This window comes from Arthrobacter sp. Ha26, assembly GCF_059091705.1.
In genome coordinates this window covers 74462-100887 of record NZ_JBNHGX010000005.1, presented here as the reverse complement: position 1 = coordinate 100887, position 26426 = coordinate 74462, and the positions used below count along the sequence as shown (strand labels likewise).

General features: G+C 65.2%; 27 protein-coding genes. 14 read left to right on the top strand and 13 right to left on the bottom strand.

From position 1 onward, the window contains the following. The first annotated feature begins 8 nt into the window (after positions 1-8). From AC5RVY_RS13150 to AC5RVY_RS13140, 3 genes are all read left to right on the top strand, one after another. Entirely contained in the window at positions 9-1112 is a 1104-nt protein-coding gene (locus AC5RVY_RS13150) for an FUSC family protein (RefSeq protein ID WP_493955155.1), read from the top strand. 39 nt (positions 1113-1151) lie between these two features. After that, positions 1152-1895: an IclR family transcriptional regulator gene (locus AC5RVY_RS13145; RefSeq protein ID WP_493955154.1), complete on the top strand. Its 744-nt coding sequence runs from the start codon at positions 1152-1154 to the stop codon at positions 1893-1895. 115 nt (positions 1896-2010) lie between these two features. Continuing rightward, entirely contained in the window at positions 2011-3204 is a 1194-nt protein-coding gene (locus AC5RVY_RS13140) for a 4-hydroxybenzoate 3-monooxygenase (protein WP_493955153.1), read from the top strand. Here AC5RVY_RS13140 and AC5RVY_RS13135 read toward each other — a convergent pair. After that, entirely contained in the window at positions 3201-3737 is a 537-nt protein-coding gene (locus AC5RVY_RS13135) for a TetR/AcrR family transcriptional regulator (protein WP_493955152.1), read from the bottom strand. The two genes, AC5RVY_RS13140 and AC5RVY_RS13135, sit on opposite strands and share 4 nt — an antisense overlap. Before the next feature lie 55 nt (positions 3738-3792). On the opposite strand from AC5RVY_RS13135, the gene AC5RVY_RS13130 reads away from it, so the two are divergent. Next, positions 3793-4848 carry an FAD-dependent monooxygenase gene (locus AC5RVY_RS13130; protein WP_493955151.1) on the top strand — a complete coding sequence of 352 codons (1056 nt, stop codon included), beginning with the start codon at positions 3793-3795 and terminating at the stop codon, positions 4846-4848. Here AC5RVY_RS13130 and AC5RVY_RS13125 read toward each other — a convergent pair whose 3' ends face one another. The 4 genes from AC5RVY_RS13125 to AC5RVY_RS13110 form a co-directional block, all read right to left on the bottom strand. After that, positions 4849-6669, bottom strand: a complete 1821-nt coding sequence (locus tag AC5RVY_RS13125) for an ABC transporter permease (RefSeq protein WP_493955150.1) — start codon at positions 6667-6669, stop codon at positions 4849-4851. Then, positions 6666-7727: an ABC transporter ATP-binding protein gene (locus AC5RVY_RS13120; protein WP_493955149.1), complete on the bottom strand. Its 1062-nt coding sequence runs from the start codon at positions 7725-7727 to the stop codon at positions 6666-6668. The genes AC5RVY_RS13125 and AC5RVY_RS13120 overlap by 4 nt, the downstream gene beginning before the upstream one ends. A gap of 45 nt (positions 7728-7772) precedes the next feature. Beyond that, a complete protein-coding gene (locus tag AC5RVY_RS13115; RefSeq protein WP_493955148.1) occupies positions 7773-8849 on the bottom strand; it encodes an extracellular solute-binding protein in 1077 nt (358 codons plus the stop codon). Positions 8850-9093: 244 nt separating this feature from the next. Next, positions 9094-9597, bottom strand: coding sequence for a GNAT family N-acetyltransferase (locus AC5RVY_RS13110; protein WP_493955147.1), 504 nt, complete (start codon positions 9595-9597; stop codon positions 9094-9096). 144 nt (positions 9598-9741) lie between these two features. Between AC5RVY_RS13110 and AC5RVY_RS13105 the strand changes: the two genes are divergently transcribed. The 3 genes from AC5RVY_RS13105 to AC5RVY_RS13095 all read left to right on the top strand — a co-directional run bounded on the left by AC5RVY_RS13105 (position 9742) and on the right by AC5RVY_RS13095 (position 11531). Then, a complete protein-coding gene (locus AC5RVY_RS13105; protein ID WP_493955146.1) occupies positions 9742-10254 on the top strand; it encodes a MarR family winged helix-turn-helix transcriptional regulator in 513 nt (170 codons plus the stop codon). 81 nt (positions 10255-10335) lie between these two features. Then, positions 10336-10608: a hypothetical protein gene (locus tag AC5RVY_RS13100; RefSeq protein ID WP_493955145.1), complete on the top strand. Its 273-nt coding sequence runs from the start codon at positions 10336-10338 to the stop codon at positions 10606-10608. Next, positions 10605-11531, top strand: a complete 927-nt coding sequence (locus AC5RVY_RS13095) for a serine/threonine-protein kinase (protein WP_493955144.1) — start codon at positions 10605-10607, stop codon at positions 11529-11531. Before AC5RVY_RS13100 ends, AC5RVY_RS13095 begins: the two co-directional genes overlap by 4 nt. Before the next feature lie 7 nt (positions 11532-11538). On the opposite strand, the gene AC5RVY_RS13090 is transcribed toward AC5RVY_RS13095, so the two are convergent. Both AC5RVY_RS13090 and purB read right to left on the bottom strand, forming a co-directional pair. Beyond that, complete coding sequence (locus tag AC5RVY_RS13090) at positions 11539-12210, bottom strand: histidine phosphatase family protein (protein ID WP_493955143.1); 672 nt, start codon at positions 12208-12210, stop codon at positions 11539-11541. Positions 12211-12338: 128 nt separating this feature from the next. Further along, positions 12339-13781: an adenylosuccinate lyase gene (gene purB, locus AC5RVY_RS13085; protein ID WP_493955142.1), complete on the bottom strand. Its 1443-nt coding sequence runs from the start codon at positions 13779-13781 to the stop codon at positions 12339-12341. A 159-nt stretch (positions 13782-13940) separates the two neighbouring features. Here purB and AC5RVY_RS13080 point away from each other — a divergent pair, with 159 nt between their 5' ends. Beyond that, the gene (locus AC5RVY_RS13080; protein WP_493955141.1) at positions 13941-14243 is read left to right on the top strand and encodes a hypothetical protein; all 303 of its coding nucleotides are present in this window, start codon (positions 13941-13943) and stop codon (positions 14241-14243) included. Next, positions 14243-15610, top strand: a complete 1368-nt coding sequence (locus AC5RVY_RS13075) for a hypothetical protein (protein WP_493955140.1) — start codon at positions 14243-14245, stop codon at positions 15608-15610. The genes AC5RVY_RS13080 and AC5RVY_RS13075 overlap by 1 nt, the downstream gene beginning before the upstream one ends. 26 nt (positions 15611-15636) lie before the next feature. On the opposite strand, the gene AC5RVY_RS13070 is transcribed toward AC5RVY_RS13075, so the two are convergent. Beyond that, entirely contained in the window at positions 15637-16059 is a 423-nt protein-coding gene (locus AC5RVY_RS13070; RefSeq protein WP_493955139.1) for a phage holin family protein, read from the bottom strand. An 85-nt stretch (positions 16060-16144) separates the two neighbouring features. Between AC5RVY_RS13070 and AC5RVY_RS13065 the strand changes: the two genes are divergently transcribed. From AC5RVY_RS13065 to AC5RVY_RS13045, 5 genes are all read left to right on the top strand, one after another. After that, positions 16145-17263, top strand: coding sequence for a histidinol-phosphate transaminase (locus AC5RVY_RS13065; protein ID WP_493955138.1), 1119 nt, complete (start codon positions 16145-16147; stop codon positions 17261-17263). A gap of 150 nt (positions 17264-17413) precedes the next feature. Beyond that, positions 17414-18679, top strand: coding sequence for a pyruvate dehydrogenase (acetyl-transferring) E1 component subunit alpha (pdhA, locus tag AC5RVY_RS13060; protein WP_493955137.1), 1266 nt, complete (start codon positions 17414-17416; stop codon positions 18677-18679). Continuing rightward, positions 18679-19659, top strand: a complete 981-nt coding sequence (locus tag AC5RVY_RS13055) for an alpha-ketoacid dehydrogenase subunit beta (RefSeq protein WP_493955136.1) — start codon at positions 18679-18681, stop codon at positions 19657-19659. The genes pdhA and AC5RVY_RS13055 overlap by 1 nt, the downstream gene beginning before the upstream one ends. 7 nt (positions 19660-19666) lie before the next feature. Next, positions 19667-21172 carry a dihydrolipoamide acetyltransferase family protein gene (locus AC5RVY_RS13050; RefSeq protein ID WP_493955135.1) on the top strand — a complete coding sequence of 502 codons (1506 nt, stop codon included), beginning with the start codon at positions 19667-19669 and terminating at the stop codon, positions 21170-21172. Positions 21173-21182: 10 nt separating this feature from the next. After that, the gene (locus AC5RVY_RS13045) at positions 21183-21800 is read left to right on the top strand and encodes a phosphatase PAP2 family protein (protein WP_493955134.1); all 618 of its coding nucleotides are present in this window, start codon (positions 21183-21185) and stop codon (positions 21798-21800) included. 11 nt (positions 21801-21811) lie between these two features. Here the strand turns inward: AC5RVY_RS13045 and AC5RVY_RS13040 are convergent, their stop codons facing one another. The 5 genes from AC5RVY_RS13040 to ligD all read right to left on the bottom strand — a co-directional run bounded on the left by AC5RVY_RS13040 (position 21812) and on the right by ligD (position 26375). Continuing rightward, the gene (locus AC5RVY_RS13040) at positions 21812-22147 is read right to left on the bottom strand and encodes a hypothetical protein (protein WP_493955133.1); all 336 of its coding nucleotides are present in this window, start codon (positions 22145-22147) and stop codon (positions 21812-21814) included. A gap of 157 nt (positions 22148-22304) precedes the next feature. Next, positions 22305-22733, bottom strand: a complete 429-nt coding sequence (locus AC5RVY_RS13035; protein WP_493955132.1) for a universal stress protein — start codon at positions 22731-22733, stop codon at positions 22305-22307. Between the two features lie 48 nt (positions 22734-22781). After that, a complete protein-coding gene (locus AC5RVY_RS13030) occupies positions 22782-24074 on the bottom strand; it encodes an aminotransferase-like domain-containing protein (RefSeq protein WP_493955131.1) in 1293 nt (430 codons plus the stop codon). A gap of 113 nt (positions 24075-24187) precedes the next feature. Next, positions 24188-24853, bottom strand: coding sequence for a GerMN domain-containing protein (locus AC5RVY_RS13025; RefSeq protein ID WP_493955130.1), 666 nt, complete (start codon positions 24851-24853; stop codon positions 24188-24190). Between the two features lie 277 nt (positions 24854-25130). After that, complete coding sequence (gene ligD / locus AC5RVY_RS13020; RefSeq protein ID WP_493955129.1) at positions 25131-26375, bottom strand: non-homologous end-joining DNA ligase; 1245 nt, start codon at positions 26373-26375, stop codon at positions 25131-25133. Positions 26376-26426: the final 51 nt, after the last annotated feature.

The window sequence follows — 26426 nt, the reverse complement described above, 5'->3', positions numbered from 1 at the left end:
GCCGCCCCTTGAAGCTGCTCGCCGAAATGTTCAGCATTGGTCCCGGCAACAAAGACCACCACCCAGCGTTGCGGTGCGCCGTGGGGGTGTTCGTTCCGCTCCTCACGCTGGTGCTTTTGGGGCGGCTGGACCTTGCCATCTTCGCGTCGTTCGGCGCCTTCACGGGCATCTACGGCCGCGGCGAACTCCACGGCACGCGGTTCGCACTCCAGTTGAGGGCCGGCCTGCTGATGCTCGCGGTCATCCTGCTGGCCACGCTGGCAGCCCGGACGGCCACAGCCCTGCACCTCAACAGCGCCGGCACTGCCTGGCTCCTGGTTCCTGCCACCACCTTCGTGGCGGGCGCCTGTTCGCTGATCATCTCGTGGTGGCGGATCCGCCCGGCGGGCTCGCTGTTCCACATCTTCGCGTTCGCAGCCATCGCCTCCATTCCCAACCAGCCTCCGCTCTGGCAGGCCATGCTGGTTGCCGTCCTCACCTCGGCGTTCTGCCTGCTGATCGGCTTTTCCGCCAGGATCCTGCCCAGCCACCGCACGCCATGGGCCCGGCCGCGGCCGGTCCGGCGCACGCCCAACGAGAAGCGCGCTGCCTGGCTGGAGGGCCTGGGCTACCTCATCGCTGCCGGGCTGGCCGGCTCGCTGGCCACCTGGGCCGGAGAACTGCTGGGCTTTGGCCACAATTACTGGGCCATGGTGGCGGCCGTTGTGCCGCTGGTGGGACACACCACCCGGCACAGGGTCCGCCGCGGCATCCAGAGGATCATCGGCACCATTCTTGGCCTGGTGATCCTGGCCGGGATTGTGCTGCTGGACCTGGAGCCATGGCAGACGGTGCTGGTGATGGCTCTGTGCCAGTTCGGCGCCGAGATGTTCATCATCCGCCAGTACCTTCTCGCCCAGCTTTTCGTCACACCCCTCGCCTTGATTTCCACCCTGCTGGTGGTGCCGTCCCCGCCCGACGTCCTGCTCCGTGACCGCATCATCGAAACCGTGATCGGGGCCGCCATGGGGATTGCCGTGGTGCTGGCACCCGCCGGCTGGCGACGTTCCCGGGAACGCACGACGACGGGCCCCGGCAAAGTGCTCCAGTCGCCGTCGACGCGCCAGGAGTAGGCTGGCAGCATCCCATTCAATGGCAATCGGGGGTGTGTGGTGGCCAATTCCGCCTCGGGCGATTCAGTAGTGGACAGGATTGTCAGGCTGCTCGCCGCATTCCCGCAGGACACCGGTGCCCTGCAGCTCTCGGAACTCGCTGCCCGCGCCGGCCTGCCGCTGACCACCGCCCACCGGCTGGTGCGCCAGCTCGCCGGGCACGGACTGCTGGACACCGGCCCCGGCGGCACGGTGCGGCCGGGGCTGCGGCTGTGGGAGCTTGTGAACCGCACGTCCCCCGCTCTGGCACTGCGGCAGGCGGCGATGCCTTTTATGGAGGACATCCAGCACGTCCTGAACCAGAACGTGAACCTGGCGGTGCTGGACGGCTGGGAGGCGCTCTTTGTGGAACGGCTGTCCCGGCGGGGTTCGGTGGCCAACCGCGCCCAGGTGGCAGGGAGGATGCCCATCCACATCTCGTCCGCAGGACTGGCGTTGATGGCGCACCAGGACAAGGCGCTCCAAGGCGAGTACCTGGAACAGTTCGCCGCCTCCGGGGGGAAACTCAGCCGGGATGAGCTCCGGGGCCTGCTGGCCGAAACCGCCCACCAGGGCTTTGCCCAGCTCAAGGGTGTGGTGGATCCGGATACCTGGGGCATCGCCGTCCCCGTCCTGAACCGCAGGCAGCGCGCGGTGGCGTCGCTCGGCGTCGTGGTTCCCTTGCGTGAGATGCGCCTGCAGGCCCTGGTGCCCGCGCTGCAGACCGCGGCCCGGGGCATCGCCCGGCGCCTCTCCGATCCCTGACATCCCCCATTCAACGGAATTGCCGTGTTGGTGTTCTCTGCCAGTGGCGCACACTGATTGCCGGACCCAACCACCGGCACCGCCCCGCGGAGCCCGCAACGAAGCGAGACGTTCCATGGCAGCACGCAAGATCATCACCACCCAAGTGGCCATCATGGGCGCGGGGCCCGCCGGGCTGATGCTCTCCCACTTGCTGGCAACATCAGGCATCGAGTCCACGGTCATCGAAGTCCGGAGCCACAAGGACATCTCCGAAACCGTCCGGGCCGGCATCCTGGAGCACGGCACCGTGAACCTGCTGGTGGACAGCGGTGTTTCCGACCGGGTGCTGCGCCACGGCGACCGGCACGATGGCATCGAGTTGCGCTTCAACGGCGAGAGCCACCGGGTGGACTTCAAGGAGTTGGTGGGGGAGTCCGTCTGGCTTTACCCGCAGACGGATGTGTTCCTGGACCTCGCCGCACGCCGGAAGGACGACGGCGGCGACGTCCGCTACAGCGTCACGGACACTTCCGTCCATGACCTTGAGGGCAAGCCGAAGGTCTGGTTCACGGACGCCGACGGTGTGGAGCATGAGATCCAGGCCGACTTCCTGGTGGGGGCGGACGGCTCCCGCAGCCACTGCCGGTTCCAGATCCCGGAGGCGCACCGCAAATGGTACTTCCATGAGTACCCCTTCGCTTGGTTCGGCATTCTCGCCGAAGCCCCCCACAGCTCAGATGAGCTCATCTACGCCAACTCCAACGCCGGGTTTGCGCTGATCAGCCAACGCACCGAGACGGTCCAGCGGATGTACTTCCAGTGCGATCCCAAGGAGAACGTGGCGGAGTGGGACGACGACCGGATCTGGGGCGAGTTCCGCCGCCGGGTCAACGGCAACGGCTTTGAGCTCAAGGAAGGCCCAGTCATCGAGAAGATGGTGCTGCCGTTCCGCAGCTTCGTCCACACCCCCATGCGCCACGGCAACCTGTTCCTGGCCGGCGACGCGGCGCACACCGTGCCGCCCACCGGCGCCAAGGGCCTGAACCTTGCCATCCATGACGTGAAGGTCCTCTTTGAAGGGCTGGACAGCCACTACAACTCCGGGTCGTCTGACGGGCTGCTGGAAACATACAGTGACCGCGCCCTGGAGCGGGTGTGGAAAGCGCAGCAGTTCTCCTACTGGATGACCACCATGCTGCACACGCCCGCCAATGCGGATGATTTCTCCCGCGCCCGGCAGCTCGGCGAACTCCACTCCGTCGTTTCCTCCCGGCACGGCATGGCCTACCTCGCCGAGGCCTACACCGGCTGGCCGGGCGCGAGCTAACCCAGCAGCCGGCGGACTGCGGCGGCAATCGCCCCGGCGTCGGGCTGCTCCTCCCGCCGGACGGTGAGCAGGTGAAGGAGCACACCGTCGCCGTAGTCCGCCACGTCACGTGCCCGGGCGGACGCATCCGTGACTCCTAACGCAATGAGGGCCTGTTCCAAGCCGCCCACCAGCCGGAAGTGCCCTGCTGTCACAGACTCGGGCTTGTCCAGCGAGAGGGCAAGCCGGGCGCGGGTCAGGCCGGCGTGCTGCCGCGCCAGTGCGAGCACCAGGGCAGCCAGCTGGCTTGCCAGCTCCTCAATGTCCTGTGGTGGTCCGGCCGGTCCCCGGTCCTGAAGGAGCGCTCCGTCCAGCTGCTCCAGGCGATCCAGGACCGCTTCGACAAGGGCGGCGCGGTTCCGGTAGTAGTTCGAGGTGGTGCCTTCGGCCAGTTGCGCGGCTGCATCCACCGCCCGGTGGGTGAGGCCCTTCATTCCCTTGTCCGCCACCACGGTCAGGGCAGCATCCAGGAGTTGGGTCCGGCGGTCAGGCATGGGCCCAGTGTAATTGCCCCTTCCATGCCACTACAAAAGTAGTAAAATCGCCAGCATGGAGACCATCACCATTGTTGGCGGCGGCATTGCCGGCCTGGCGCTTGCATGCTGTCTGGACCCTGACCGGTTTGAAGTGACCGTGTACGAGAAGCGGCCGGAGCTGCCTGCCGTGGGTAATGCGCTGGGGATGTGGCCGAACGCCCAACGCGCCCTGGCCCGGGTTGGGGTGCTGGAAGAAGCTCGGGCAGTCAGCCCGGTGATTGGCAGGGGGTCGCTTCGCAACGCAGCCGGCGACCCCTGGGTCACAGTCAACGGCGGGGATATGTTCGCCATTTCGAGGGTTGACCTGCTGCGTTTGCTGGACGCGGCCGTGCCGGCGACCGTCCGCCGGATTACCGGCAGCGTCCAGGCCCTTCCGGCTGATGGCGGGCTAGTGGTAGGAGCCGACGGCGTGCACAGCGTAGTACGCCGTGAAGTGTGGGGCGCCCACACCGCCGCCAAACTCACGCCATACCTTGCCCTGCGAGGCACTCTCCCTTCTCCCGTCAGCCCGGACGAGGTGGGCGAGTACTGGGGCCGCGGCGACCTGTTCGGCATGGCCGCCGCCCGGGGTGGGTCCTTCTGGTACGCCAGCTACCGGTCAGGGCTTGGCCCCTACGGAATAGACGTGGCGTCAGCGCTGGAGCAGGCCCGGGAGCGCTACGCCGGTCACGCGCCTGCCATACGCCGCGCGCTCGCCGCAGCTACTCCCGGGGAATGCCTGGTCCAGCGGCTTTGGGCAGTCCCACGTCTGGGCTCCTACGTCCGCGGCCGGACTGTCCTCATCGGCGATGCGGCCCACGCCATGTTGCCTACCCTTGGCCGTGGTGCCTGCGAGTCATTGGTGGACGCGGTGACACTGGCTGACTTTCTCAACACGTTGCCTGAGGGCCAGGCGCTCCGTGCCTACGGCCGGCAGCGCCGCCTGCGCACCAGGGCACTGAGTCTGGCGTCGTCGGCGCTCGCCCGGGTGGCTATGGCTGAAGGCGCGCAGCCTCTGCGTGACCGCCTGCTCGCGCTTGCCCGACGGCGGCAGGCGCGTCCCGCCGTCGCCGGCAGTTCCAGCGGCTGATCAGCGGACGGGTGCGGCCGGCTGCGCGGTGTCTTCGTCGGTTGTAGGGGAGACCGGCAGTGCCGGGCCGTTCGCTGGTGGGGCGAGAGGCACGGTTTGTTGCCGCTTCCTTGAGGACCCGCCCCGCCGGGACCGGCCGTACACGAGGTACATGGTGACGCCGGTGATGACCATGAGGAGCACGGTGTACACGAAGGTGTTGGCGATGCCTTCAGTGCCCTCAGCGCCGTCGGTGTTGGCCTTGATCACCAGGCCCAGGGGCTGGACCAGCGGGTGGGCCAGGAAGATGGCGGTGTCGTAGTCGTCCAGAAGACTGTTGAAGTTCAGGGCCGTAATGGCGGCTGCGGCGGGCACCACCAGTGGCAGGAGGATACGCCGGAACACGTAAAGGGTTTTGGCGCCCATGATGGCTGCCGCCTCCTCCAGGGATGAATTGACCGAAGCGAAGGAGGCTTTGAGCATGCGGAGTGTGAATGGGATTTTGACCGTGACGAAGGCGATCAGCAGGATCACCGTGGTCCCCGTCAGGACAGCACCGCCGACGAGGGGATTCGGGTGGTCGTAGCTGACGATCAATCCCAGTGCGAGCAGTGCCGAGGGCAGGATCCAGGGTATGTGCAGCAGGTATTCGAAGGCTGAGGCAAGCCAGTTCCTGTATTTTTGCAGCAGCCTCGCCACAAAAAGCAGTCCGCCGACGGCGATCACGGCTGCCAGCGCGCTGTACACCACACTGACGATGAAAGGCCGCAGCCCGGACTGCTGGGTCAGGACCCGCAGGTAGTTGTCCAGCGTCAGGCTGTGGAGGGCCAGTTGCCCTGTCTGGATGGCCGCGCCGTCGGCAAACGAATACAGCACGATCAGGAACACCGGCAGGGAGTACACGGCGAAGAGCAGGTATGCCACAGCGTGGACAACCACGTTGGCCACCGGATGGGTGATGTCTTGTTTCTGCAGGGCAGAGGAGACTTTGGATACGGAAAAGTAGGTGCCGCCTCTTTCGAGCCGCGACATCACCGCGAGCATCAGGATGGTGGCCACTCCCAGGATGACCGCCAGCAGGGCTGCCAGGTCCCTGGAGGTGGGACTGTTCGTGAAGGTCAGGATCATTGGAGTGATCGTTTGGAAGTCCCGTCCACCCAGGACTTGCGGCGCGCTCAGGGCGCCGAGTCCGGTAAGGAAGGACAGGATGGTGACAGCGAACAGTGTGGGCTTAAGCATGGGCAGGACAATCCGCCGGAGGATGGTCCAGGTGGAAGCACCGAGGTTTCGGGCCGCCTCAACTGTTTGGTAGTCAATGCCCTTCAACGCATTGGCCACAAACAGCATGTGGTTGGTTGTGGTGGCAAAGGTCATCACCACAAGTACGGCAAAGAAACCCGAGAACCACCCGGAGTCCATTCCCGGGAACACCTTCACCAGCAGGGACGTAACGATGCCTTTTTCCCCGTAGATGAACTTGTATCCGGCTGCCAGCACAATGCCGCCGTAGATGAAGGTGGAAGCGTAACCCAGGAAGAGGATCCGAGCTCCCCTGATCCGGAAGTAGTGCGTGACCAGGACAATAAAAATGCCCACCAGGTTCACGGTGATGGACAGGGCCACGGCGAGAAGGAAACTGTTTCCCAGCGCTTTTATGGCCCGTTGGGATGAGAAAAGTTTCTCCGCGGCGCGGCCGGAGAAACTGCCGTCCGGGAAGAACGTGGCCATCAGGATGTTGATGTTGGGCCACACCAGGAACGCCGCGATGAACCAGGTGAGTACGGCGCCAACCACCAAAACGAAGGGGGAGCGGGCCATGCTGCGGACCGAAGTGCCGTTCATGGGAGGGGGACCGCCTGGTCTTCCCTCGTCAGGGCATTCCCGGTCGAGGGGTGGTACTGCAGGACGTGGTCGGCTTGAAGATACACGACGGCATTGTTCCCCGGTTCCGGCTGCGGCCGGCCGTCCTCCCGGACCAGCAGGCGGATGTCGGCGCCATGGCTGCGCACTATGTAGCGGCTGTGCAGGCCATGGTAAGTACGGGAAACCACCGTCCCGGGAAGTCCGACGGCGGTTCCCCCGTCGGGGTGCAAAGACGCCTTTTCCACCCGCAGGTAGGAGTTTGCATCCGTGCTGAGGCCTGCTCCGGAGAGCCGGTTCAACTCCGAGACGAATGCCGGCGTGAGCGGTGAACTGTCACCTATGAAGTTGCAGACGAATTCTGTCGCGGAGTGATCATAAATCTCCTGCGGAGTCCCCACCTGCTCCACAACCCCCTTGTTGAAAACAGCCACCCGGTCGCTCATCGCCAACGCCTCGTCCTGGTCGTGAGTGACATAGACCGTGGTGATGCCGAACTGGCTCTGCAGGTCCTTCAGTTGTTGCCGCAGCTGGTGCCGGAGCTTCGCGTCCAAATTAGAGAGAGGTTCGTCCAGCAGCAGGATCTTGGGCCGCAGGACAAGGGCACGCGCTACGGCCACGCGCTGCTGCTGGCCTCCGGACAGTTCCGCCACATTCTTGGCCAGCTGCTCATCACTGAGCTCCACCCGCCGGGCGATATCCCGGACCATACGGTCACTGTCTGCCGGCTTCTCTTTACGCACCCGCAACCCGAAGGCAATGTTTTCCCACACGCTCATGCTGGGGAAGAGGGCATAGTTCTGGAACACCATGCCCACCTGCCTCTTGTCGCTTGGAAGCCGGGTGACATCTTTTCCGTCTACCTGAACTGTGCCTTTTGACGGCTGAATGAACCCTGCCAGGGTGCGCAGCGCCGTCGTCTTGCCACAGCCCGACGGGCCCAGCAGGGTAAAGAACTCGCCAGGCCGGACGTGCAGGTCCAGGTGCGGGATAGCTGTGAAACTGCCGAAGGAAACTTCGATGTTGTCCAAGCGGATCATGGCAAACCTGTCTGGTGGAACGGGTGTGGGGCCGGGCGGTGGCAGTTACGTCATGTACTCAAGTTCGATCTTCTCTACCCATGCGCCCATGTTTTCCTGCACAAATTCCCAGTCGATGTCCTGCTGCTTCAGGTCGGCGAAGAAGTCCACCACCTCGGGGTTGGCTTTCGCCTGGGCCGACTTATTGACGGGCATGGAGTTGAACTTCTGGGCAAACTCGCCCTGCACATCAGCGCTGCCGAACCAATCGATAAACTTCTGCGCCTGTTCCTTCTTTTTGCTGCCCTTCACCAGGGCAATCTGCTCCACCGCAAGGGGGACACCGACAGATGGAATCACGGTCTCAACGTTCACGTTGAAGGACTTTTCGCGATCGGCGATGATCGACGACGGCATTTGGCCCATGTCCACTTCACCGGAGGCGATGCGGGCGAAGAGGTCCGTTTTGGCAACGGCAGGGCTGCCATTCTGGAAGTACTGCTCCACCTGCTTCCAGCCTTCATCGGAGATGCCCAAGTCACCGGAGTCGTCACGGTAGCGGGTGAGGATGCCGGCGAAAACCAGTTGGGCCGTTGCGGTGCCCAGGCCGGTGACGCGTTCGTAGCGGGTTTTGAACTGGTCCTTCGTCCAGAGATCGGTCCAGTCCCGCGGTGCAGCGTCCTTCGAGATTTTGTCCGAGTTGTAGCCAAGGAGGATGGCCTGTTTGACCAGCGGCCAGTAGGTTTCACCGTCGCCGAGTTCCTTGTCCACTTCGCCCGCCCAGGCAGGCTCGTATGGTTCAAGGGCGTCTTCGGCCTTGATCTGGGAGAAGTACATGTTGTTCAGTCCGAAAGCGATATCCGCAATCGGGTTGTTCTTCTCGGCGATCAGCTTGTTGGTGGCGTCCGCACCGCCGGCACCCACAATCTCGATCTTGAAACCAGCCTCAGTTGCTTTCGCAGCCAGCCAGTCGCCCCGGCCTTCGCCGTTCGAGTTGGTGTAGACCACCAGGGTTTCGCCGGAGCCACCGGCAGGAGCCGATGAAGAATCACCCGAGGCGGCCGGCGAAGCCGGGCCCCCACCGCATCCCGCGAGAAGGGTGACGGCGACGACGGCGGCAGCCAATGTCTGGAATTTACGCACGATCAGGACTCATTTCTGGACTGGAATCGGAGCATGTCCGGTCAGCCTATAGCCGGACGCGGCAAAAGTCGGGCCTTATTGCTATCGATTCGATAAACAGCCCGGCTGCCCACTGTGACCCAGTCGCGGAAACGGTCGGCGGCGCGATAGTTAACTGGGGCTTAACTCTCTGCCACCTCGCCGCCGTCGTGCAGGGAGCCCTGCCTCAGCCCTGCTGAAGCGTCTCCGTCAGGTCGCCCTGCTGCTACGCCATGGCGGTGTGCGCTGCGCTGCGGGCGTGAATGCTCTTCGCGTAGCAGTAGGAGTGCTCAACACCCACGTAGGGGCCGAAATTCGGCACCGGCTCGAAGCCGGAGTTCTGGTAGAAGTTCCGTCCGTCGGGCTGGGCTGATCCGGCCTCCGCCTTGATGCGGGTGATGCCTTGCTTGAACGCCTCAGCCTCGAGTGCCGCGAGGATGGAGCTTGCTACCCCTGAGCCCCGCGTATACGGGAGGACGTACAGCCGCTTGATCTCTGCTGTAGTTGAGTCCAGGAGCCGCAGTCCGCCGCAGCCCACCGGCTGGCCCGAAGCTTTGTCGTAGGCCACGAGGAAGACGGCGCAGTCAGCGCCCGACGGCGGCGGGCCCGGTTCATGGTCCACGGTGCCAAAGCGTGCGTCAAGTTCAGCCTGCTGCGCGCGGCGCAGGTCGGCGCCTACGGGATTGGACCAAGTGACCTGCCGGATGTTCAGCCGCGGGTTGGTCTGCATGTCTGCCTCGATTCGCCGAAGGGGTATGCCAAAAAAGCCTAAAAGGCGGGAGTTACGCCGGTGTTTCTGCCGCGTAAGCGCGCGGATAACGCTTCTCTTCAGTTTGCTTGGCAGTCTAGTAATCAGGTGGTCTAGGATATTTCCATGCGCTCCACAGGTAATGAAGGTTCAGGCTACTGGTACGGCCCGGACGGCCAGTTGGACTACAGCGCCGCGGTGCTGAAGTCGCTGCGCGACTACCGGGCAGCGGAGACCGCCGTCCGAAGGTCCACCAGGGACTCCATGGGCATGGGGGAAACAGACATCCTGGCGTTGCGCTATCTGCTCCGGGCCCAAGCCTCGGGCCAGCCCTCGGCACCCAAAGACCTCAGCCAGTTCCTGGGGATCACCAGCGCCTCCACCACTTCGCTCATTGACCGGCTCGTGGCCAGTGGGCACGTCCGGCGTGAGCCGCATCCTACGGACCGGCGGTCAGTGGTAGTGGTTCCCACAGCGGAATCTGACAGGGAAGTCCGGGTCACGCTCGGCGCCATGCACCGCCGAATGATGGCGGTGGCGGAAGGGTTGAGTGCTGACGAGGCCCGGGTAGTTGTGGAATTCCTGCAGCGCATGAGGGAAGCCTTAGAGCACCTGGACGAAGAGCACGAAAAAAGGTAACTAGCCTGACTAGCTAGACTGGCTAGCAATATGTATGCTTACGATCAGTCCCTGAACCCTTCAGATGGAGTCGTGAGTGCGTTGGTTACTTTTACTGAGCTTGGTTCCCCTGATGTCTTCGCCCGGCGAACATCGCTGAGCGCTTTCCGGTCCGACGAGCGGCCCGGCCTCCCCGTGCACTGCGGCACCGGGATGGACCTTGTGACCCCTGCGCTGGGGCCGGTCGCCGTCGGCTACAGCTTTGAGCCGGACGACGGCGGCCCTGTCCAGCTGCCACCCGTGTGGCGCTGCAGCTGTGGTTTCCAGCTCGACACCGGGTTGGGCGCACCTCACGCCCCAGCACTCTCCGCATGAGCACCCGCGCCGCAGTTTCTGTCCGCAATCCCACCCCTCTTGTTTCCGTGCATCCCGTGGCAGGGCGCTACCAACTGAAGGAGCGCCTGGGCCGCGGTTCGCTGGCTGAAGTCTTCCGCGCTACAGATCGTGAGGGCGGTCCGGATGTGGCCGTCAAGGTGGCCGGAGGCGAGTCCGCGAAGCACTTTGAGCGGACCAACAACGAAGCCGCCGTCCTGGCGTCCATGAGCCATCCCTCGATCATCAAGTTCGTTGCCAAAGGTGTTATGCATGACGATTCGCCGCTTGCCGGGCGTCCTTTCCTGGTGGAGGAACTGGCGCTCGGACTGAACCTCTCCGAGGTGATCCGCACACGGCCGCCCCAGGCCCAGGAGGTTGCCAGCTGGGCCTATGGCCTCTTTGGTGCCTTGGCCCACCTGCACGGGCAGGGCTTGGTGCACCGCGATATCAAGCCCGCCAACCTCATGTTGAGCGGCCTGCGAAGGAGCCCGGTACGCATCATCGACTTCGGCATCGTGGCTGCAGCGGGTTCCCCTCCGGAGCCTGGCATCTCGTCTGGAACAGTGCACTTTATGAGCCCTGAGCAGGCTGCCGGCGGCCCGGCCCGGGCCTCTTGGGACGTCTATGCGATGGGGCTGGTCCTGCTGGAGCTGCTCACGGGATCCAAGGCCTTTCCCGGCACCGCCATCGAATCGCTGGTGGCAAGGACCCTTCGCAGCCCCGCCATTCCGGACTCCCTCGGGCCGGGGTGGCGCAACCTGCTCCGGGCGCTGACGGCAATGGACACCGAGGCGCGGCCGACGGCGGCAGAAGCCGCTGCGATGGCCGCCCGCCTGATACCCGCCGCAGCCCCGGAAAAGGCCAGTGGAACGTGCAGGAAAATGGGCGTCTTCCCGTCCCGGCGGATCCGGCAGTTGGTTTAGGGCTCCTTTACGGCTCCCCCACGTTCTTGCCCGTGGGGTCCGCCGCAGTGGGATCGGCCAGTGCCAGTCCGCCCACGGGGCTGCCGTCCCAATGGAGAAGCTTCCAGCCGTTGTCCGGATCGCCTTCCACGGCGACGATCCCGGTGTTCGCGAGCACATGTTTCGCGGCGAACTCGTGGTCTGCGCCCTCCGCCCGGCGTCCGGCCCAGGTGCGGATGGCGGCGCCATGGCTGACCACCGCGGCCGTGGCTTGGCCCGACGTCCGTTCCAGAACCCTGGCGATTGCTGCATCGAACCGCTCGAAGAAGTCGTGCCCGTCCGGCCCCCCCGGCATCCGGCGGCCGAGGTCCCCCGCCGCCCAGGAGATCACGGTCCCCATGTAGCGCTTATGTGACTCGTGGTCGGTCAGCTTTTCCAGCGACCCCGCCTCGATCTCGTGCAGGCCGTCCAGCACCTCAAGGTCCAGGTTGTGCAGCCGTCCCAGCGGCGCTGCGGTGATCTGGGTCCTGACCAAGGTGGACGCGAACAGGGCGTCGATCCGCTCATTAGCCAGCGAACGGGCCAAGGCCTCCGCCTGGCGTTCGCCCAGTTCGGTCAGTCCTGGGCCTGGATGGGCCGTGTCCAGTTGGCCAAGTACGTTTCCTGGGGTCTGTCCGTGGCGGATGAGGAGCAGCTTCATCCCACCAGTCTCGCACCTGGAAGCCCGGCGCCGGGGCGGCCCGCGGGAAGGCCTCCACAGCAGAAGGCGCCGGGCCCCGCGAGGCCCGCGCCGCCGTCGTACTTGTGCTTCCTGCTGCCGCGGGCCTGCTACTGCAGGTGGTCCACCAGCTGATCCGCGATGCCCGTGTACTTGCCGGGCGTCAGGGCCAGCAGGCGCGCCTCGGCGTCGGCTGACAGGCCAAGGCTCTGCACGAACTCCTGCATGCGGGCAGCGTCCACCCGCTGGCCGCGGGTGAGGTCCTTGAGCCGCTCGTACGGGTTTTCCATGCCCTTGACGCCGGCAATCGCCTCGGCGCGCATCACCATCTGGATCGCTTCGCCCAGGACTTCCCAGTTGGTATCCAGGTCGCCGGCCAGCACGTCCTCGGCCACGTCCAGGCGTTCCAGGCCCTTGGCGACGTTGGAGATGGCCAGCAGTGAGTGGCCAAACGCCACGCCGATGTTGCGCTGGCTCGAGGAGTCCGTGAGGTCCCGCTGCCAGCGGGACGTGACCAGCGTTGCGCCCAGGGTGTCCAGCAGGCCGTTGGAGATTTCCAGGTTGGCCTCGGCGTTCTCGAAGCGGATCGGGTTGACCTTGTGCGGCATCGTGGAGGATCCCGTAGCGCCGGCCACGGGGATCTGCGCGAAGTAGCCGATGGAGATGTAGCTCCAGATGTCCGTGCAGACATTGTGCAGGATGCGGTTGAACCGGGCGACGTCGGCGTACAGTTCGGCCTGCCAGTCGTGGCTCTCAATCTGGGTGGTAAGCGGGTTCCACGTCAGTCCCAGGGCTTCCACGAAGGACTTGGCCACCTGCTGCCAGTCGGCGCCGGGAACGGACGCCACGTGGGCGGCATAAGTGCCGGTAGCGCCGTTGATCTTGCCCAGGTATTCGGTCCTGGCGATGCGGTCCAGCTGGCGGGTCAGGCGGTGAGCGATGACTGCCAGCTCCTTGCCAAGGGTGGTGGGGGTGGCGGGCTGGCCATGGGTGCGGGACAGCATGGGCACGGCGCGGTTGTCCTGCGCCATTTTGCTGATCTGGGCCACCAGGGCACGGGCCGCGGGGAGCCACACGTCCTCCACAGCCCCCTTGACGCCCAGCGCGTAGGAGAGGTTGTTGATGTCCTCGGAAGTGCAGCCGAAGTGCACCATGGCGGTCAGGTTCTCGATGCCGATGGCCGGAAGGCGGCGGCCGATGTAGTACTCCACCGCCTTGACATCGTGGACAGTAACGGCCTCGATGTCAGCCAGTTCGGCCACGGAGGCGGCATCGAATTCGGTGACGATGGCGCGCAGTTGCTCCTGTTGCGGGGCCGTCAGCGGCCCGGCGCCCGGAAGCACGTTGTTGCTGGTCAGATGGATGAGCCATTCGACTTCCACTGCCACCCGGTCACGGTTGAGCGCTGCCTCGGACAGGTAGTCGACGAGCGGCGCGACCGCGGACTGGTAGCGGCCGTCCAGCGGGCCAAGCGCGATTTTTTCCGGGGACGCGGCGAGGGCCAGGCGTCCTGAGGGCGTACGGGTATCAGCTGTGGCGGCGGTTTCAGGCATGTGCTGATTCTTTCACGAACTGGCGCGGCGGCTTTAGCCGCTTCCCGCAGGTTACTTGTCCACATAGCCGTCGGCGGTGGTTGGGTCCGGGCGTTGTCCTCCGTAGCGTTCATGCCAGGCAGATCAGCGGGGCGTGCTGCGTCAAGAAGGAGACCGGTTATGGGGAGCCAACTGGCAGGGGCAGACCTGCAACAGGAAATGCTGCGCGTCTCGCAGGTAATGCAGCTGGCTGAAAGGGTGGGCGTCTGCATCGGCCGCGGCGAGCAGGTTTTGGACAGCTTCCGGGATATCCAGCTGCTGCAGTGGGAGTCGCCGGCCGGCCGTGCATACCGGGACGCCGTTTTGCTTCAGTCCGCAGCCCTCCGCCGCGCCCTTGAAGCGCTGACTGAAGCAAAAGCTGCGGTGGAACGGCACAGCCAGGAGACCCTCACCGCCGGCTGCACCAACCCGGGCATCCGCTGATGGCCGAGGTAGTGCCGTCGGGAAGCGGCCTTATCCACGTGTCCGGACCTCCCGACGACGGATTCCTCACCATCCGCGGAGGCGTGGGCGGCATCAGGTTCCAGCTGGAGGAGCTGAGCGGCGGCGCAGAGAAGCTTGACGACCTCGCGGGCGAGCTGTCCGGAATGGAGGTTGAGGTCCGCCGGATCTGGGAAGACCTCATCCCCTACCAGGACCTGCCCCGGTGGTCGGGGTCGCTTGCCTTGACCGCGGTAGGGGAATCTGAGCGGAGCGTCCAAGCGGTGCGGCTTGAGCTGCAACGGCTGGGCAGCCAGGTCCGCGCTTGCAGGCAGGAATATGAAATGGCAGAAGCCTGGGCGGCGATTGGTCGGTCCGTGGGCATGGCCAGTCCCGGAGAGATCTACGGCTCCCTTGAGAATCTGGTGGCAAACCGCGCAGCCGATGACAAGACGGCAGAAACCATTGTGGCGATGCTGCGGCTCGAGGCGGCAGACGTCAAGCGGAATGTGGGGGAGAATCCCCTGGTTTGGGATCGCCTTGAGCAGGATGGCGTCGTTGGCCGTCCCTTGGCCGTGCACGAGGAGGAGACGGTCGAATTGGACCTCGACACATCGCCGGTGGGCTTGCTGGAACGTATTCGAGGCATCGATGCCCGTGGTGCCGGATCCATAGAGGTCGTCGAAGTCACGAATGGAGGGGAAAAGGTTTACGTGGTGATCGTGCCGGGCACCCAACCGGCCGGCCTCGGCGCAGGTGGGGAGAACCCGTTTGATGAAGTCGGGATACTCGAAGCAATGGTGTACAGCTCTGACGACATGAGCCTTGCGGCCCTCCAGGCGCTTCAGGCCGCGGGTGCGGAGCAGGGAGCCACGGTGGTAGCGGTCGGCTACAGCCAAGGCGGAATCCACGCCATGAACATGGCTGCCGACCCCCGCTTTCTGCACGAGTACGACCTGCAGTACGTGCTGACAGCCGGCTCTCCTGTCGCCGGAATCAACCCCGCCGCAGGAGTGAAGTCGCTGCACCTGGAGCACCGTGCGGACTGGGTGCCGGGAGGGGACGGGGCACCAAACCCGGATACCAAGGAGCGTGTGACGGTTAGCTTGACCCAAGCACCGAGGGCGTTGGAAGGCGAAGGGAGCCTGGGGCCCGGGCACACCCTCACCAGCTACCAGGACGGCGCACGGCTGGTTTCCGCCAGCAGTGATCCCTCGCTGGTGGCCTCCACCGCGGCGCTGAGTACTGCATTGGGAGCGGGTGGAACGGCGACGGCCACACGGTTCTCCCTGTCCCGGACCAAACCTCCCGCGGCAGATCTTCACGCGGCGGACAACCGGAGGCAGGAGCGCGGGTATGGCGGGCGGTAACGGGGCGGCGCTGGAGCCTCCTTGTCCTACCGTCGGGTTCCGGTAATCCTGCCGGCCACGAGCGAGACCAGCGTGATGATGACCGCCGCTAGAACGGCGGTCCAGAAGAAGGAGTCGATCGTGAAGTGGACCGGTGTGTAGCTGCTGATCCAGGACGTCAGGTACAACATCGCCGCGTTGATGACGATGGTGAACAGGCCAAGGGTCAGGATGGTGAGGGGCAGGGCGAGCAGGCTCACCAGGGGACGGACCAATGCGTTCACCAGGCCGAAGATAACGCCGATGAACAGATAGGCCAGGACAACTCCGATGGTGTCCGTCCCTTGGGTCACCCCGGTCCTGGCCACTGCATCCGTCGCCGCGGAGCTGGAGATTTCCAGTCCCGGCAGTAACCAACCCGCCACCCAGAGGGCGAGGCCGTTGATCAGGATCCGGGCTATCAGTCGCATACGCCCATGGTTGCACACCGCCCTGGAAGGCAGGCCAAAGACGGACCGCCTTACCTCCGGCATCGGGAGAAGTAGGCTGGTTTCCATGACGTCATCAAACGCCCTTGCCGGCGGTATCGAGCCGCGTCCTGTGGTGGCGGGGCTGCCCCGCTACGCCGCCGGTAAACCTCCGGTTCCCGTGGACGGACTGGCAAGCTACAAGCTGTCTTCGAACGAAAATCCGTTGCCACCCATTCCGGCGGTTGTCGAGGCCATCGCGAAGCAAACTGACTTCAACCGCTATCCAGATCCATTGAGCACCCGGCTGCGGACCGAACTCGCCGGCTTCCTCAAGGTCCCCGCCGAGGATATCGTTACGGGCGCCGGCAGCCTCGGGGCCCTGAACCAGCTGCTGGCCGCTTTCGCCGGACGGAACGAAGACGGCAAGGCTGATGAAGTGGTTTACGCATGGCGCTCCTTCGAGGCATACCCCATCAGCGTCGGCCTCTCCGGTGCGGAAGGTGTTCCCGTCCCGCTCACCCCGGAGGGCCGCCATGACCTGCCGGCAATGGCAGCGGCGGTTACCGCCCGGACCAAAGTGATCCTCCTGTGCACCCCCAACAATCCCACCGGTCCCGCCCTCGGCACTGCCGAAACCGAGGCCTTTATCCGCTCTGTCCCCACTGACGTGGTGGTGGTCGTCGACGAGGCCTACCAGGAGTTCGTGCGGGAACCGGATGCTGTGGACGGGATCAGCCTCTACCGCAAATACGGCAACGTGGTGGTGCTTCGCACCTTTTCAAAGGCACACGGGCTGGCTGGGCTGCGCGTTGGCTACAGCATCTCCAATCCGGAGCTGACACAACACCTGCGGGTTGCGGCAACACCCTTCGCCGTGTCCCAGATTGCGGAAACGGCAGCAATTGCCTCCCTCCGGAATTACCCCCAGGTTGTGGAAAGGGTACAAAGGCTGGTGGATGAGCGGGACCGCGTTACGTCAGCGCTCCGCAGCCTGGGCTGGGCAATTCCGGATGCCCAGGGCAACTTTGTCTGGCTGGATCTGGGTAGTGACAGCGTCGAATTTGCCGAACTGGCGGGCAGGCAGGCATTGTCGGTGCGGGCATTCGCGAATGAGGGCGTGCGGGTGAGCATCGGCGAGGAGGAAGCGAACAGCCGTTTCCTGGCCTTGTGTGCGGACTATACAAAGGCCCCGCGCGGTTCCTAGCACTTAACAAGTAGCTTCGCGCTTAGCTACTGAAGATAAAGTTAGGATCAGTAAGCCAATGTATATGCCCCCGCAGGAATCTATTCCTCTTGAGGCATATATCCCAGCGACATTTGCATTGCATTCGGATGCGGCAAGCAAGGAGACGGTATGGGTACACATCTGCCTTCCACCGAGTTCGACGGAACAGCTGTAGACGACCAGCGCGAGGCTGACGCCGAAGCAGTCATGGGTGAGCCGCCGGCGCAGATGGTCCAGCTCCTCAGCCCGGACGGGAAGCTGGGCTTCGATCCCGTTTTCACCGACTATGCCAGCAAGCTCACCCCGGAAGTCCTCCGCGGACTCTACTCGGACATGGCTGCCATCCGCCGGTTCGACGTCGAAGCGACAGCCCTGCAGCGGCAAGGCCAACTGGCGCTCTGGGTTCCGCTCACGGGCCAGGAAGCCGCACAGATCGGTTCCGGCCGCGCCAGCCAGCCGCAGGACTACATCTTTCCCACCTACCGGGAACACGGCGTCGCGCTCACCCGCAACGTGGACCTGGCTGAGCTCCTGCGCCAGTTCCGCGGTGTTTCCAACGGCGGATGGAACCCCAAGGACACCAACTTCCACCTGTACACGCTGGTCCTGGCCGCGCAGACGCTCCATGCCGTTGGCTATGCCATGGGCATCCAGCGGGACCAGAAACTGGCTGCCTCCCACGCCGCCGGGGCAGGGGCCGCGGAGCCGGACGCAGCGGTGATCGCCTACTTCGGCGACGGCGCCAGCTCTGAGGGTGACGTCCACGAATCCATGGTGTTCGCCTCTTCCTACAACGCCCCGGTGGTGTTCTTTTGCCAGAACAACCACTGGGCCATCTCCGTCCCCACCGCCGTACAGACCCGGGTGCCGCTGTCCAACAGGGCCAAGGGTTATGGCTTCCCCGGCATCCGCGTGGACGGCAACGACGTCATCGCGGTCCACGCCGTTACCGAATGGGCGTTGGAGCACGCACGGGAAGGCAAAGGACCTGTCCTGATCGAGGCCTTCACCTACCGGGTGGGTGCGCACACCACTGCGGACGACCCCACCAAATACCGGGAAGCGGCTGAAGAGGAGGCCTGGCGGGCCAAAGACCCGCTGGCCCGCCTGGAGAAGTACCTCCGCTCCGAAGGCCTGGCTGACGATGCCTTCTTCGCCCAGGTCAAAACCGAGGGTGACGAACTCGCAGCCTATGTCCGCCGGACCACGCACGACCTTGAAACCCCGGATATCCGCACCGCCTTCGCCAACACCTATGCAGAAGCCCACCCCCTCGTGGCCGAAGAACTTGCATGGTTCGAGGAGTATTCCGCGGGCTTCGCAGGTGGGGAATCCATGGAAGAACCAGGCAGGCAGGCAGTAACTGCCCAGGCATCCCCCAAGGCAGGCCACTGATGACCACCATGACCATTGCCAAGGCCATCAACGAAGGACTTCGCGCTGCGCTGACAGAGAATCCGAAGTCCCTGCTGATGGGTGAGGACATCGGCGCGCTGGGCGGCGTATACCGTGTGACCGACGGCCTGATCCGGGAGTTCGGCCCGGAACGCGTGGTGGACACGCCGTTGGCGGAGTCCGGCATCATCGGAACGGCAATCGGCCTCGCCCTGCGCGGCTATTCGCCTGTGTGCGAGATCCAGTTCGACGGCTTCGTCTTCCCCGGCTTCAACCAGATCACCACCCAGCTGGCGAAGATTCACTCCCGCAGCAACGGCAACCTCACCGTCCCTGTGGTGGTCCGCATCCCCTATGGTGGCGGCATCGGTTCCATCGAGCACCATTCCGAGTCACCCGAAGCGCTCTTCGCCCACACGGCAGGGCTGCGGATCATCACCCCCTCCAACCCGCATGACGCCTACTGGATGATCCAGCAGGCAGTCCAGTGCCAGGACCCGGTGATCGTTTTCGAGCCCAAGCGGCGCTACTGGCTCAAAGGTGAGGTTGACGTTGAGGCTCCGGGCGCGTCCGAAGATCCCTTCAAAGCCCACGTCCTCCGCGGTGGAACGGACGCCACCATCGTGGCTTACGGGCCACTGGTTCCGGTTGCCCTTGCGGCAGCCAACGCCGCGGCGGAAGACGGACACAGCCTGGAAGTCATCGACCTTCGCTCCATCTCGCCCATCGACTTCGATACGGTCACCGCTTCGGTTCAGAAGACCGGCAGGCTGATTGTGGCCCACGAGGCCCCTACCTTCGGGGGAATCGGCGGCGAAATTGCGGCCCGGATCAGCGAGCGGGCTTTCCACTCGCTGGAGGCGCCGGTGATCCGCGTCGGCGGCTTCCACATGCCCTATCCCGTGGCCAAGGTGGAGGAAGATTACCTTCCGGACATTGACCGCATCCTCGAGGCGCTGGACCGCGCCCTCTCCTACTGAGGACACCATGACCCTGAACAAGTTCAATCTCCCTGACGTGGGCGAGGGCCTGACTGAGGCGGAGATCGTCTCCTGGAAAGTCAAGCCCGGTGACGCCGTCGCCATCAATGACGTCCTTTGTGAAATCGAAACCGCCAAGTCGATCGTGGAACTGCCCTCGCCGTACGCCGGCACCGTCACTGAACTGCTGGTCCCCGAGGGCGTCACCATCGACGTCGGAACCGCCATCATCAGCGTCAGCAACGAAGTCTCCGGAGATCCAACGCCTGCTGACGTCCGCGCACCCGAGGTGCCGCAACCGATGTACGGCAAGCTTGCGGCTGCCGGGTCGGACGTGGCCACGGCCGACGGCGGCGGGCAGGACGGTGCGATGGCTGGCGGTCCGCTGGTGGGGTCCGGCCCCAAGGCTGACGCCGTCAAACGCCGCCCGCGCAAGGCCCGCCCCGCCGATGCCCTCACCGTTAACACCCCGGAAGTGGAGCCCGTCCAGCCCCTGACGCCGGCTGCGGTGACTGCCGGACCGATGGCGCCCGCAGCCGGCAACGCCGTTCCTGGCCACACCAACGACGGCGGGGCGGACAACCGGCCCACCTTCGGCGGAGCCATTACCGGCCTCGTGAACAGGGTCCTGGCCAAACCTCCGGTCCGCAAGATCGCCCGCGATTTGGGGATCGACTTGGCGGACGTGGTGGCAACGGGCTCCCGCGGCGAAGTAACCCGCGAGGACCTGGTCAGCTACCAGGCGCAGCGGGACGCGGAACTGGACGAGGCCGACGGCTTCTGGGGCAAGGCCGGAAAGCCCCAGGACCAGCGCATCGAGCGGTTCCCCGTCAGGGGGGTCCGCAAGGCCACGGCCAAGGCAATGGTCGATTCGGCCTTCTCGGCACCGCACGTCAGCATTTTCGTGGATGTGGACGCCAGCCGCACCATGGAGTTCGTCAAGCGGCTCAAGTCCTCCAGGGATTTTGAGGGCATCCGCGTTTCACCCCTGCTCATCCTGGCCAAGGCAGTGATCTGGGCCGCTGCCCGGAACCCCAGCGTCAACGCCACCTGGGTGGATACCGGGGAGGGCGCAGCCGAAATCCATGTCAAGCACTACATGAACCTGGGGATCGCTGCGGCAACCCCGCGGGGCCTGATGGTGCCCAACATCAAGAACGCCCAGGACCTGTCGCTGAAGGAGCTGGCGCTGGCCCTGAACAACCTGGCCACTACCGCCCGGGCCGGAAAGACGCAGCCTGCTCAGATGCAGGGCGGGACGCTGACCATCACCAACATTGGAGCGCTCGGCATCGATACCGGTACGCCGATCATCAACCCGGGCGAAGTGGCCATCGTTGCCTTCGGAACCATCAAGCAGAAGCCTTGGGTGTTGGACGGGGAAGTGATTCCGCGCTGGATCACCACCTTGGGGGGTTCGTTCGACCACCGTGTTGTGGACGGCGACCTGTCCGCCCGCTTTATGGCCGACGTCGCCGCCATCCTGGAGGAGCCGGCGCTGCTGCTTGATTAGGAAACCAAGTGTGGTGATCGACGCCGGTGCCATCCGTGCCAGGAACAAGGCTGCCCGATGGATTACCGAGGCGCTCCAGCCGCCCGTGGTGGTGAGCGTGCAGTTGCTGGTGAGCCCCCTGACGCAACCAGGGTTTCCCGGCACCATGGCGTATGGGGCGCTGGCGGCATTGTTCGTGTGCGTGATCCCGTTGTTCCTGCTGCTGGTCCTGGTGCGCCTGGGAAAAGTTACGGACCATCACGTCAGTAACCGAAAGCAGCGCGCCCCGGTGCTGCTGATGGCGCTGGGGTGCATCGTGGCCGGGCTGCTGGTGCTGGAAGCAGCCGGTGCCCCGCAGAGTGTTCTTGCCATGGTTCTTGCCGTGGTGGGCGGGGTGGTGGTGCTGGCCGCCGTCAGCCCGTTCTGGAAGATCAGCGGGCATGCTGCCGCCATATCGTCGTCGGCCGTGATTGCCGTGCTGATGCTCGGCCCGGCGTGGCTTCCGTTGCTGCTGCTTATCCCTGCCGTTGGCTGGTCCCGGGTAGTGCTGCGGGCCCACACTCTGGCCCAGGTTGTGGCAGGTTCACTGTTTGGCGGCCTAGTGATGGCCGGTATCTGGTGGCTCCTGGACGGCTGGATGGTGCCGTAACAGCGGACCCGTCAGAACGTGGAGTACGTCGTCAGCAGTTCGATGGTGGTGGGATCGGCCATGGTGCCCAGCGAAACGGCAGCGGCGATCATCAAGCCGCTCAAGACCGCCCCCACTCCGCCAACCGCGCTCAGGAGCTTCCAGTCTTCGCGCAGGACGCTGGCTACGGTGGCCGGCATGTCCAGGCCGGGAGCTATGACGTTGGGAGCGCTGTCCACGGATCCATCGTCCAGGAGCGCCACCACCGTGCCGTTGCCGCGGTCGACGCGCATGGAGCAGATGTGGTTGCCGTGCCGGGCCAGGAGGATGTCGTGGCCGACGAGTTGGCGGCGCTGGAGAGTGAGCAATGGAGCCCCTTGAAATGTCGTGGAAGGTGGGTGTCCGCGCCGTTGGGGGCTTTTCCAATTTTATCGTTGCGCCAGGGGCGTAAATGGCGTATGGAGCGTGAGAACGGACACCCCCCGCAGCGACTTCTGCCACCACAGGGAGTGTCCCCGGTAACTGCTAGTCGGCGTCGTAGGTGTTGGCGATGTAGACGTCGCAGGGAGCGTTGTGGGCCACGCTGTTGGCCACGCTGCCCAGGACCCGGCCGATGCCCTGCATCCGCCGGTTTCCTACCACGATGATCCGGGCGTCCATCCGCAGGGCTTCCTTGATGAGGGCATCCGCGGGGCGCCCGCGGGCTGCGGAATAGGTCACCTTGATGTCCCGGCCCAGGGATTCGGCCACAGTGCGGGCCACCTGCTCTGCGGCATCGGCGTCAGAGACGATCCACTGGTCACTGCCGGAGCCGAACACTTCGGTGCGGTCGCTGTCGAAGGCCGAGACCACGTGCAGCGATGCGCCCAGGGCGGCGGCGAGGTCGCGTGCCGATTCTGCCGCCTTCTTTGCCGTACCGCTGCCGTCTACCCCTACAACGATGATTCCGCTCATGTATTGCTCCTTTGCTTGGTGTGCGGCTTAAGTCCGGTGAGCCCTACGCTACAGCCCGGCGATCGCTTCCCGCAGTACCGGTGCCAGCCGGCGGACGCCCTCGGTGATGGCTTCCGGCGGCACGGCGCTGAAGGCGAGGCGCAGTTTGTTGGACGGCTCGTCCGACGGCGTGAAGGCGGCGCCGGGGATGAACACCACTCCGGCGTCGATCGCCTTATGCAGAAGCGGGTAAGTGTCCACGCCTTCGGGCAGCGTCACCCAGACGAAGAAGCCGCCTTCGGGGGTGGTCCAGCTGGTGCCGGGAGGCATGTACGCCTCGAGGGCGGCGAGCATGGCGCGGGAGCGCTCGGCATACAGCCCCCGGTAGGTTTCGATCTGGCCCCTCCAGTCGTAGTCCCGCAGGTACGCGGAAACCAGCATCTGGTTGAGGGCGGGCGGGCAGAGCGTGACCGATTCCGCGGCGAGGTAGTACCGGCGCTGCAGATGCTCCGGCACCAGGGCCCACCCAATACGTAAACCCGGTGCGAAGATCTTCGAGAAGGACCCCAGATAGATGACGTCGCCGGCGTTCTCAGCGCGCAGAGGCGCCAGGGGTTCCCCGCTGTAGCGCAGCAGCCCGTAAGGGTTGTCCTCCAGGACAAGAATATTCGCATTCCGGCATATGTCGACGATTTGCTGGCGGCGGTCCTTCGCGAGGGTGATGCCCGAGGGGTTGTTGAAGTTGGGGATTGTGTACAGGAATTTGATGTTCTTCCCGGCCAGCTGCAGGGCTGCGATCCTGGCCTCGAGCAGCTCCGGGATGAGGCCGTCCTGGTCCATCTCCACTGTTTCCACCTGCACCTGATACGCCTCGAAAGTGTTCAGGGCGCCCACGTAGGTGGGGTCTTCCACGAGCACCACATCGCCCGGGTTGCAAAAGACCTTGGTGGCCACGTCCTGGGCCGACTGCGACCCTGCAGTGATCACCACGTTTTCCGGCCGCGCGTCGAGGATTCCTTCGGCCGCCATCACTTCGCAGATCTGCGCCCGGAGCTCCTGTGTGCCTTGGCCGCCGCCGTACTGCAGGGCCGTGAGGCCGTCCTCGGCGATGATACCGGCCGCGGTGGCGGCGAGCCGCTCGAGGGGAAGCGACTGAAGATAAGGGCTTCCGCCGGCCAGGGACACCAGTCCGGGCCGCATGGAGATATCAAAGACGTCCCTGACCGCTGACTGGCGGATGTTTGCGGCGCGCTCTGAGAAAAGTCCCTCATGGCGGTGGGCGGACGTGGCCGCCCGCTCGATGGCATCAATGGCTTCGGCAGGCAGCACCTTTGCTGCGGCATCAAGTGTCTCGTGGCTCACACTCAACAGGATACAGCGGGGAGTTGCCAACTGAGCAACATCTGTTGCTCAGGAGCGCGTCGGGGCCTGCATCCGGGTGGGCGGCGTGGAAGCCGAGCTGCGGCCTTGGTGGCTCACTTCAGCTGCAGCGCTTCCGCCAGCCCGCGGCCGTTGACATAGATCTCGGCCCGGATCGCTCCCACCGCTGCCACCGCGGTTTGGGTCAACTGCGCTTCCACCCGGGGCACATCGCAAGCGCCTCCCAGCCTTAGCGTCCCGACCAGGTACACCGTGACCGTGGTCCCGTCGAAGGTGCCGGACAGGAACTTGAGGTCGGACCCGGAGAGCGCGTTGTAGACCGCAGGCTTCGGGGTGGAGGGCATCGCTGTGGCGGGCACCTCCAGCAGCGCCCCTACTGCGGCAGGCAGCGGTTCCTCCGCGCCGGGATTGGGACGGGCAACCCCCACCAGGCTGTCATTGCAGCCGAAGCGCACCCCGTTGCTTCCGCCGTCGTCCGGCAGCACGAAGTAGGCAGTCACGGTCTGGCTGGCAGCGTCCTTCTGTGAGGGACGCGGCGCGGATGTGGGAGGAGCGTCTGTTTCCGGTACGTCTTCCTTGCCCGGACGGGGCGGCGAAGTGCTGCCAGGGAGGGGTCCGGCGGAGGTGGCAGGCGCTGTTTCGGCCTGCGTTTCCAGCGGCGCGGGGACGGCTGCCGTTACCTGCGGAGGCGGGTCCTGCGGCTGCAGGGCAGGGCCAGTGATGGTTGGTGCCGAGGAGGGGCCAGGGCCAGCGTCCAGCAAGGAGGCAGACGAGGGCAGGGCGGGGGAGGGCGGGACAGCCGCTGGCGGAGAAGGATTGACGCAGGCAGTCAGCCACAGGGGGAGCGCGAGGGCGGCAGCCCCCACGGCGCGCGGCACCGACCATCGTCCCCCGCTGCTGCGCCTGTCTGGCATTCCTGCACCGCAATCCCGTCCCGGTACGTTCCGTGGATTAACGTTACGGCCGGTGCATTCGCCAAAGAATGTCCGGCAGGTACCGGTTGGGACAAGAGTTGGTCACGGCCCTTTAGGGCGCCCGTCAGGATTCAACCCGCCCCGCCCACACTTTGCCGGCCCACGGATCGTAGTCGGCGATGAGTTTTTCCTGCGGCGGGCGGTCCGCTTCGGGGATGTGCTGCAGGTTGATCCGGACCCGGTACCAGAGCGAGCTGGATCCACGCATCCCATCCACCAGGACGTCCGCCGGATGCAGGGCGGGGACGAGGTCCGCATGCCGGGACTTCCACTCGTCCAGGGCCGCGTGGGCTTCCGGTTTGGTTTTGGTGCGTGCAACCTCAATCAGGGGCATCATGGACTGCCGGCGGCCGGAGCCGTCGCCGCTGCGCGGTGCTTTCTCCGCGGGGCCAAGTTCGGCCGCCAGTGCAAGGAGGCCGTCCAGGGAACCCACCGCCTCGTCTATCCCCGTATGGGGATCACCCACCTCGGCGAAACGGCGCGGAACCGTCCGCACCGTGAACTGCTCCGGCCGGGCAGAGCGCACCTCGTCCCAGGCCAGCGGCGTTGAAACGCGGGCATCGGCCAGGGGCCGGACAGAGTAGGCGGATGCCACCGTGCGGTCCTTTGCGTTCTGGTTGAAATCGACGAATACGCTCTCGCCGCGTTCCTCCTTCCACCACCGTGCGGTGGCGAGCCCCGGGGCGCGGTTCTCCACCTCGCGTGCCAGCGTTTCGGCCGCCAGCCGTACGTCGCGGTAGGACCACTGCGGCGCAATGCGTACCAGGATGTGCAGCCCGCGGGATCCGCTGGTCTTCGGCCACCCCGCCAGCCCCACGTCGTCGAGCACTTCCTGCGCGACGTAGGCGACATCCACAATCTGCGACCAGTCCACGCCCGGCATGGGATCAAGGTCCACGCGCAGCTCGTCAGGGTGCTCAAGGTCCTCTGCGCGGACAGGATGTGGATTGAGGTCGAGGCAGCCGAGGTTTACCACCCACGCCAAGCCGGCAGCATCACGGATCACGGCCTCTTCGGCCGACGTTCCTGAGGCGTAGTGCAGCGTTGCCGTGTCAATGAACGGCGGGTGGTTTTCCGGCACGCGCTTCTGGAAGAACGGTTCGGCGTCAATGCCCTTGGGGAAACGCTTCAGCACCATGGGGCGGCCGCCGGCACCGCGCAGCGCTCCGTCCGCCACGGCGAGGAAATAACGCACCAGGTCCAGCTTCGTCACCCCTGGGCCGGGGAACACCACTTTGTCCGGGCTGGAAATGCGGACCTCGGTGCCGTCGATGTCGAGGATTTCGGCCGGTGCCTTCGAGGGGTTCATGGCGTCACGCTAGCAATGTTCGCTTGCGCCAGCCAGTGTGCGGGCCTCCCG

Bases quoted from the DNA above. Each gene is read 5' to 3' on its own strand.
- AC5RVY_RS13125 (WP_493955150.1), bottom strand. From the start codon at position 6,669: ATGAACGGCACTTCGGTCCGCAGCATGGCCCGCTCCCCCTTCGTTTTG.
- AC5RVY_RS13120 (WP_493955149.1), bottom strand. From the start codon at position 7,727: ATGATCCGCTTGGACAACATCGAAGTTTCCTTCGGCAGTTTCACAGCT.
- ligD (WP_493955129.1), bottom strand. From the start codon at position 26,375: ATGAACCCCTCGAAGGCACCGGCCGAAATCCTCGACATCGACGGCACC.
- AC5RVY_RS13130 (WP_493955151.1), top strand. From the start codon at position 3,793: ATGGAGACCATCACCATTGTTGGCGGCGGCATTGCCGGCCTGGCGCTT.
- AC5RVY_RS13035 (WP_493955132.1), bottom strand. From the start codon at position 22,733: ATGAGCGGAATCATCGTTGTAGGGGTAGACGGCAGCGGTACGGCAAAG.
- AC5RVY_RS13080 (WP_493955141.1), top strand. From the start codon at position 13,941: ATGGGGAGCCAACTGGCAGGGGCAGACCTGCAACAGGAAATGCTGCGC.
- AC5RVY_RS13065 (WP_493955138.1), top strand. From the start codon at position 16,145: ATGACGTCATCAAACGCCCTTGCCGGCGGTATCGAGCCGCGTCCTGTG.
- pdhA (WP_493955137.1), top strand. From the start codon at position 17,414: ATGGGTACACATCTGCCTTCCACCGAGTTCGACGGAACAGCTGTAGAC.
- AC5RVY_RS13095 (WP_493955144.1), top strand. From the start codon at position 10,605: ATGAGCACCCGCGCCGCAGTTTCTGTCCGCAATCCCACCCCTCTTGTT.
- AC5RVY_RS13090 (WP_493955143.1), bottom strand. From the start codon at position 12,210: ATGAAGCTGCTCCTCATCCGCCACGGACAGACCCCAGGAAACGTACTT.
- AC5RVY_RS13135 (WP_493955152.1), bottom strand. From the start codon at position 3,737: ATGCCTGACCGCCGGACCCAACTCCTGGATGCTGCCCTGACCGTGGTG.
- AC5RVY_RS13050 (WP_493955135.1), top strand. From the start codon at position 19,667: ATGACCCTGAACAAGTTCAATCTCCCTGACGTGGGCGAGGGCCTGACT.
- AC5RVY_RS13140 (WP_493955153.1), top strand. From the start codon at position 2,011: ATGGCAGCACGCAAGATCATCACCACCCAAGTGGCCATCATGGGCGCG.
- AC5RVY_RS13075 (WP_493955140.1), top strand. From the start codon at position 14,243: ATGGCCGAGGTAGTGCCGTCGGGAAGCGGCCTTATCCACGTGTCCGGA.
- purB (WP_493955142.1), bottom strand. From the start codon at position 13,781: ATGCCTGAAACCGCCGCCACAGCTGATACCCGTACGCCCTCAGGACGC.
- AC5RVY_RS13110 (WP_493955147.1), bottom strand. From the start codon at position 9,597: ATGCAGACCAACCCGCGGCTGAACATCCGGCAGGTCACTTGGTCCAAT.
- AC5RVY_RS13105 (WP_493955146.1), top strand. From the start codon at position 9,742: ATGCGCTCCACAGGTAATGAAGGTTCAGGCTACTGGTACGGCCCGGAC.
- AC5RVY_RS13055 (WP_493955136.1), top strand. From the start codon at position 18,679: ATGACCACCATGACCATTGCCAAGGCCATCAACGAAGGACTTCGCGCT.
- AC5RVY_RS13070 (WP_493955139.1), bottom strand. From the start codon at position 16,059: ATGCGACTGATAGCCCGGATCCTGATCAACGGCCTCGCCCTCTGGGTG.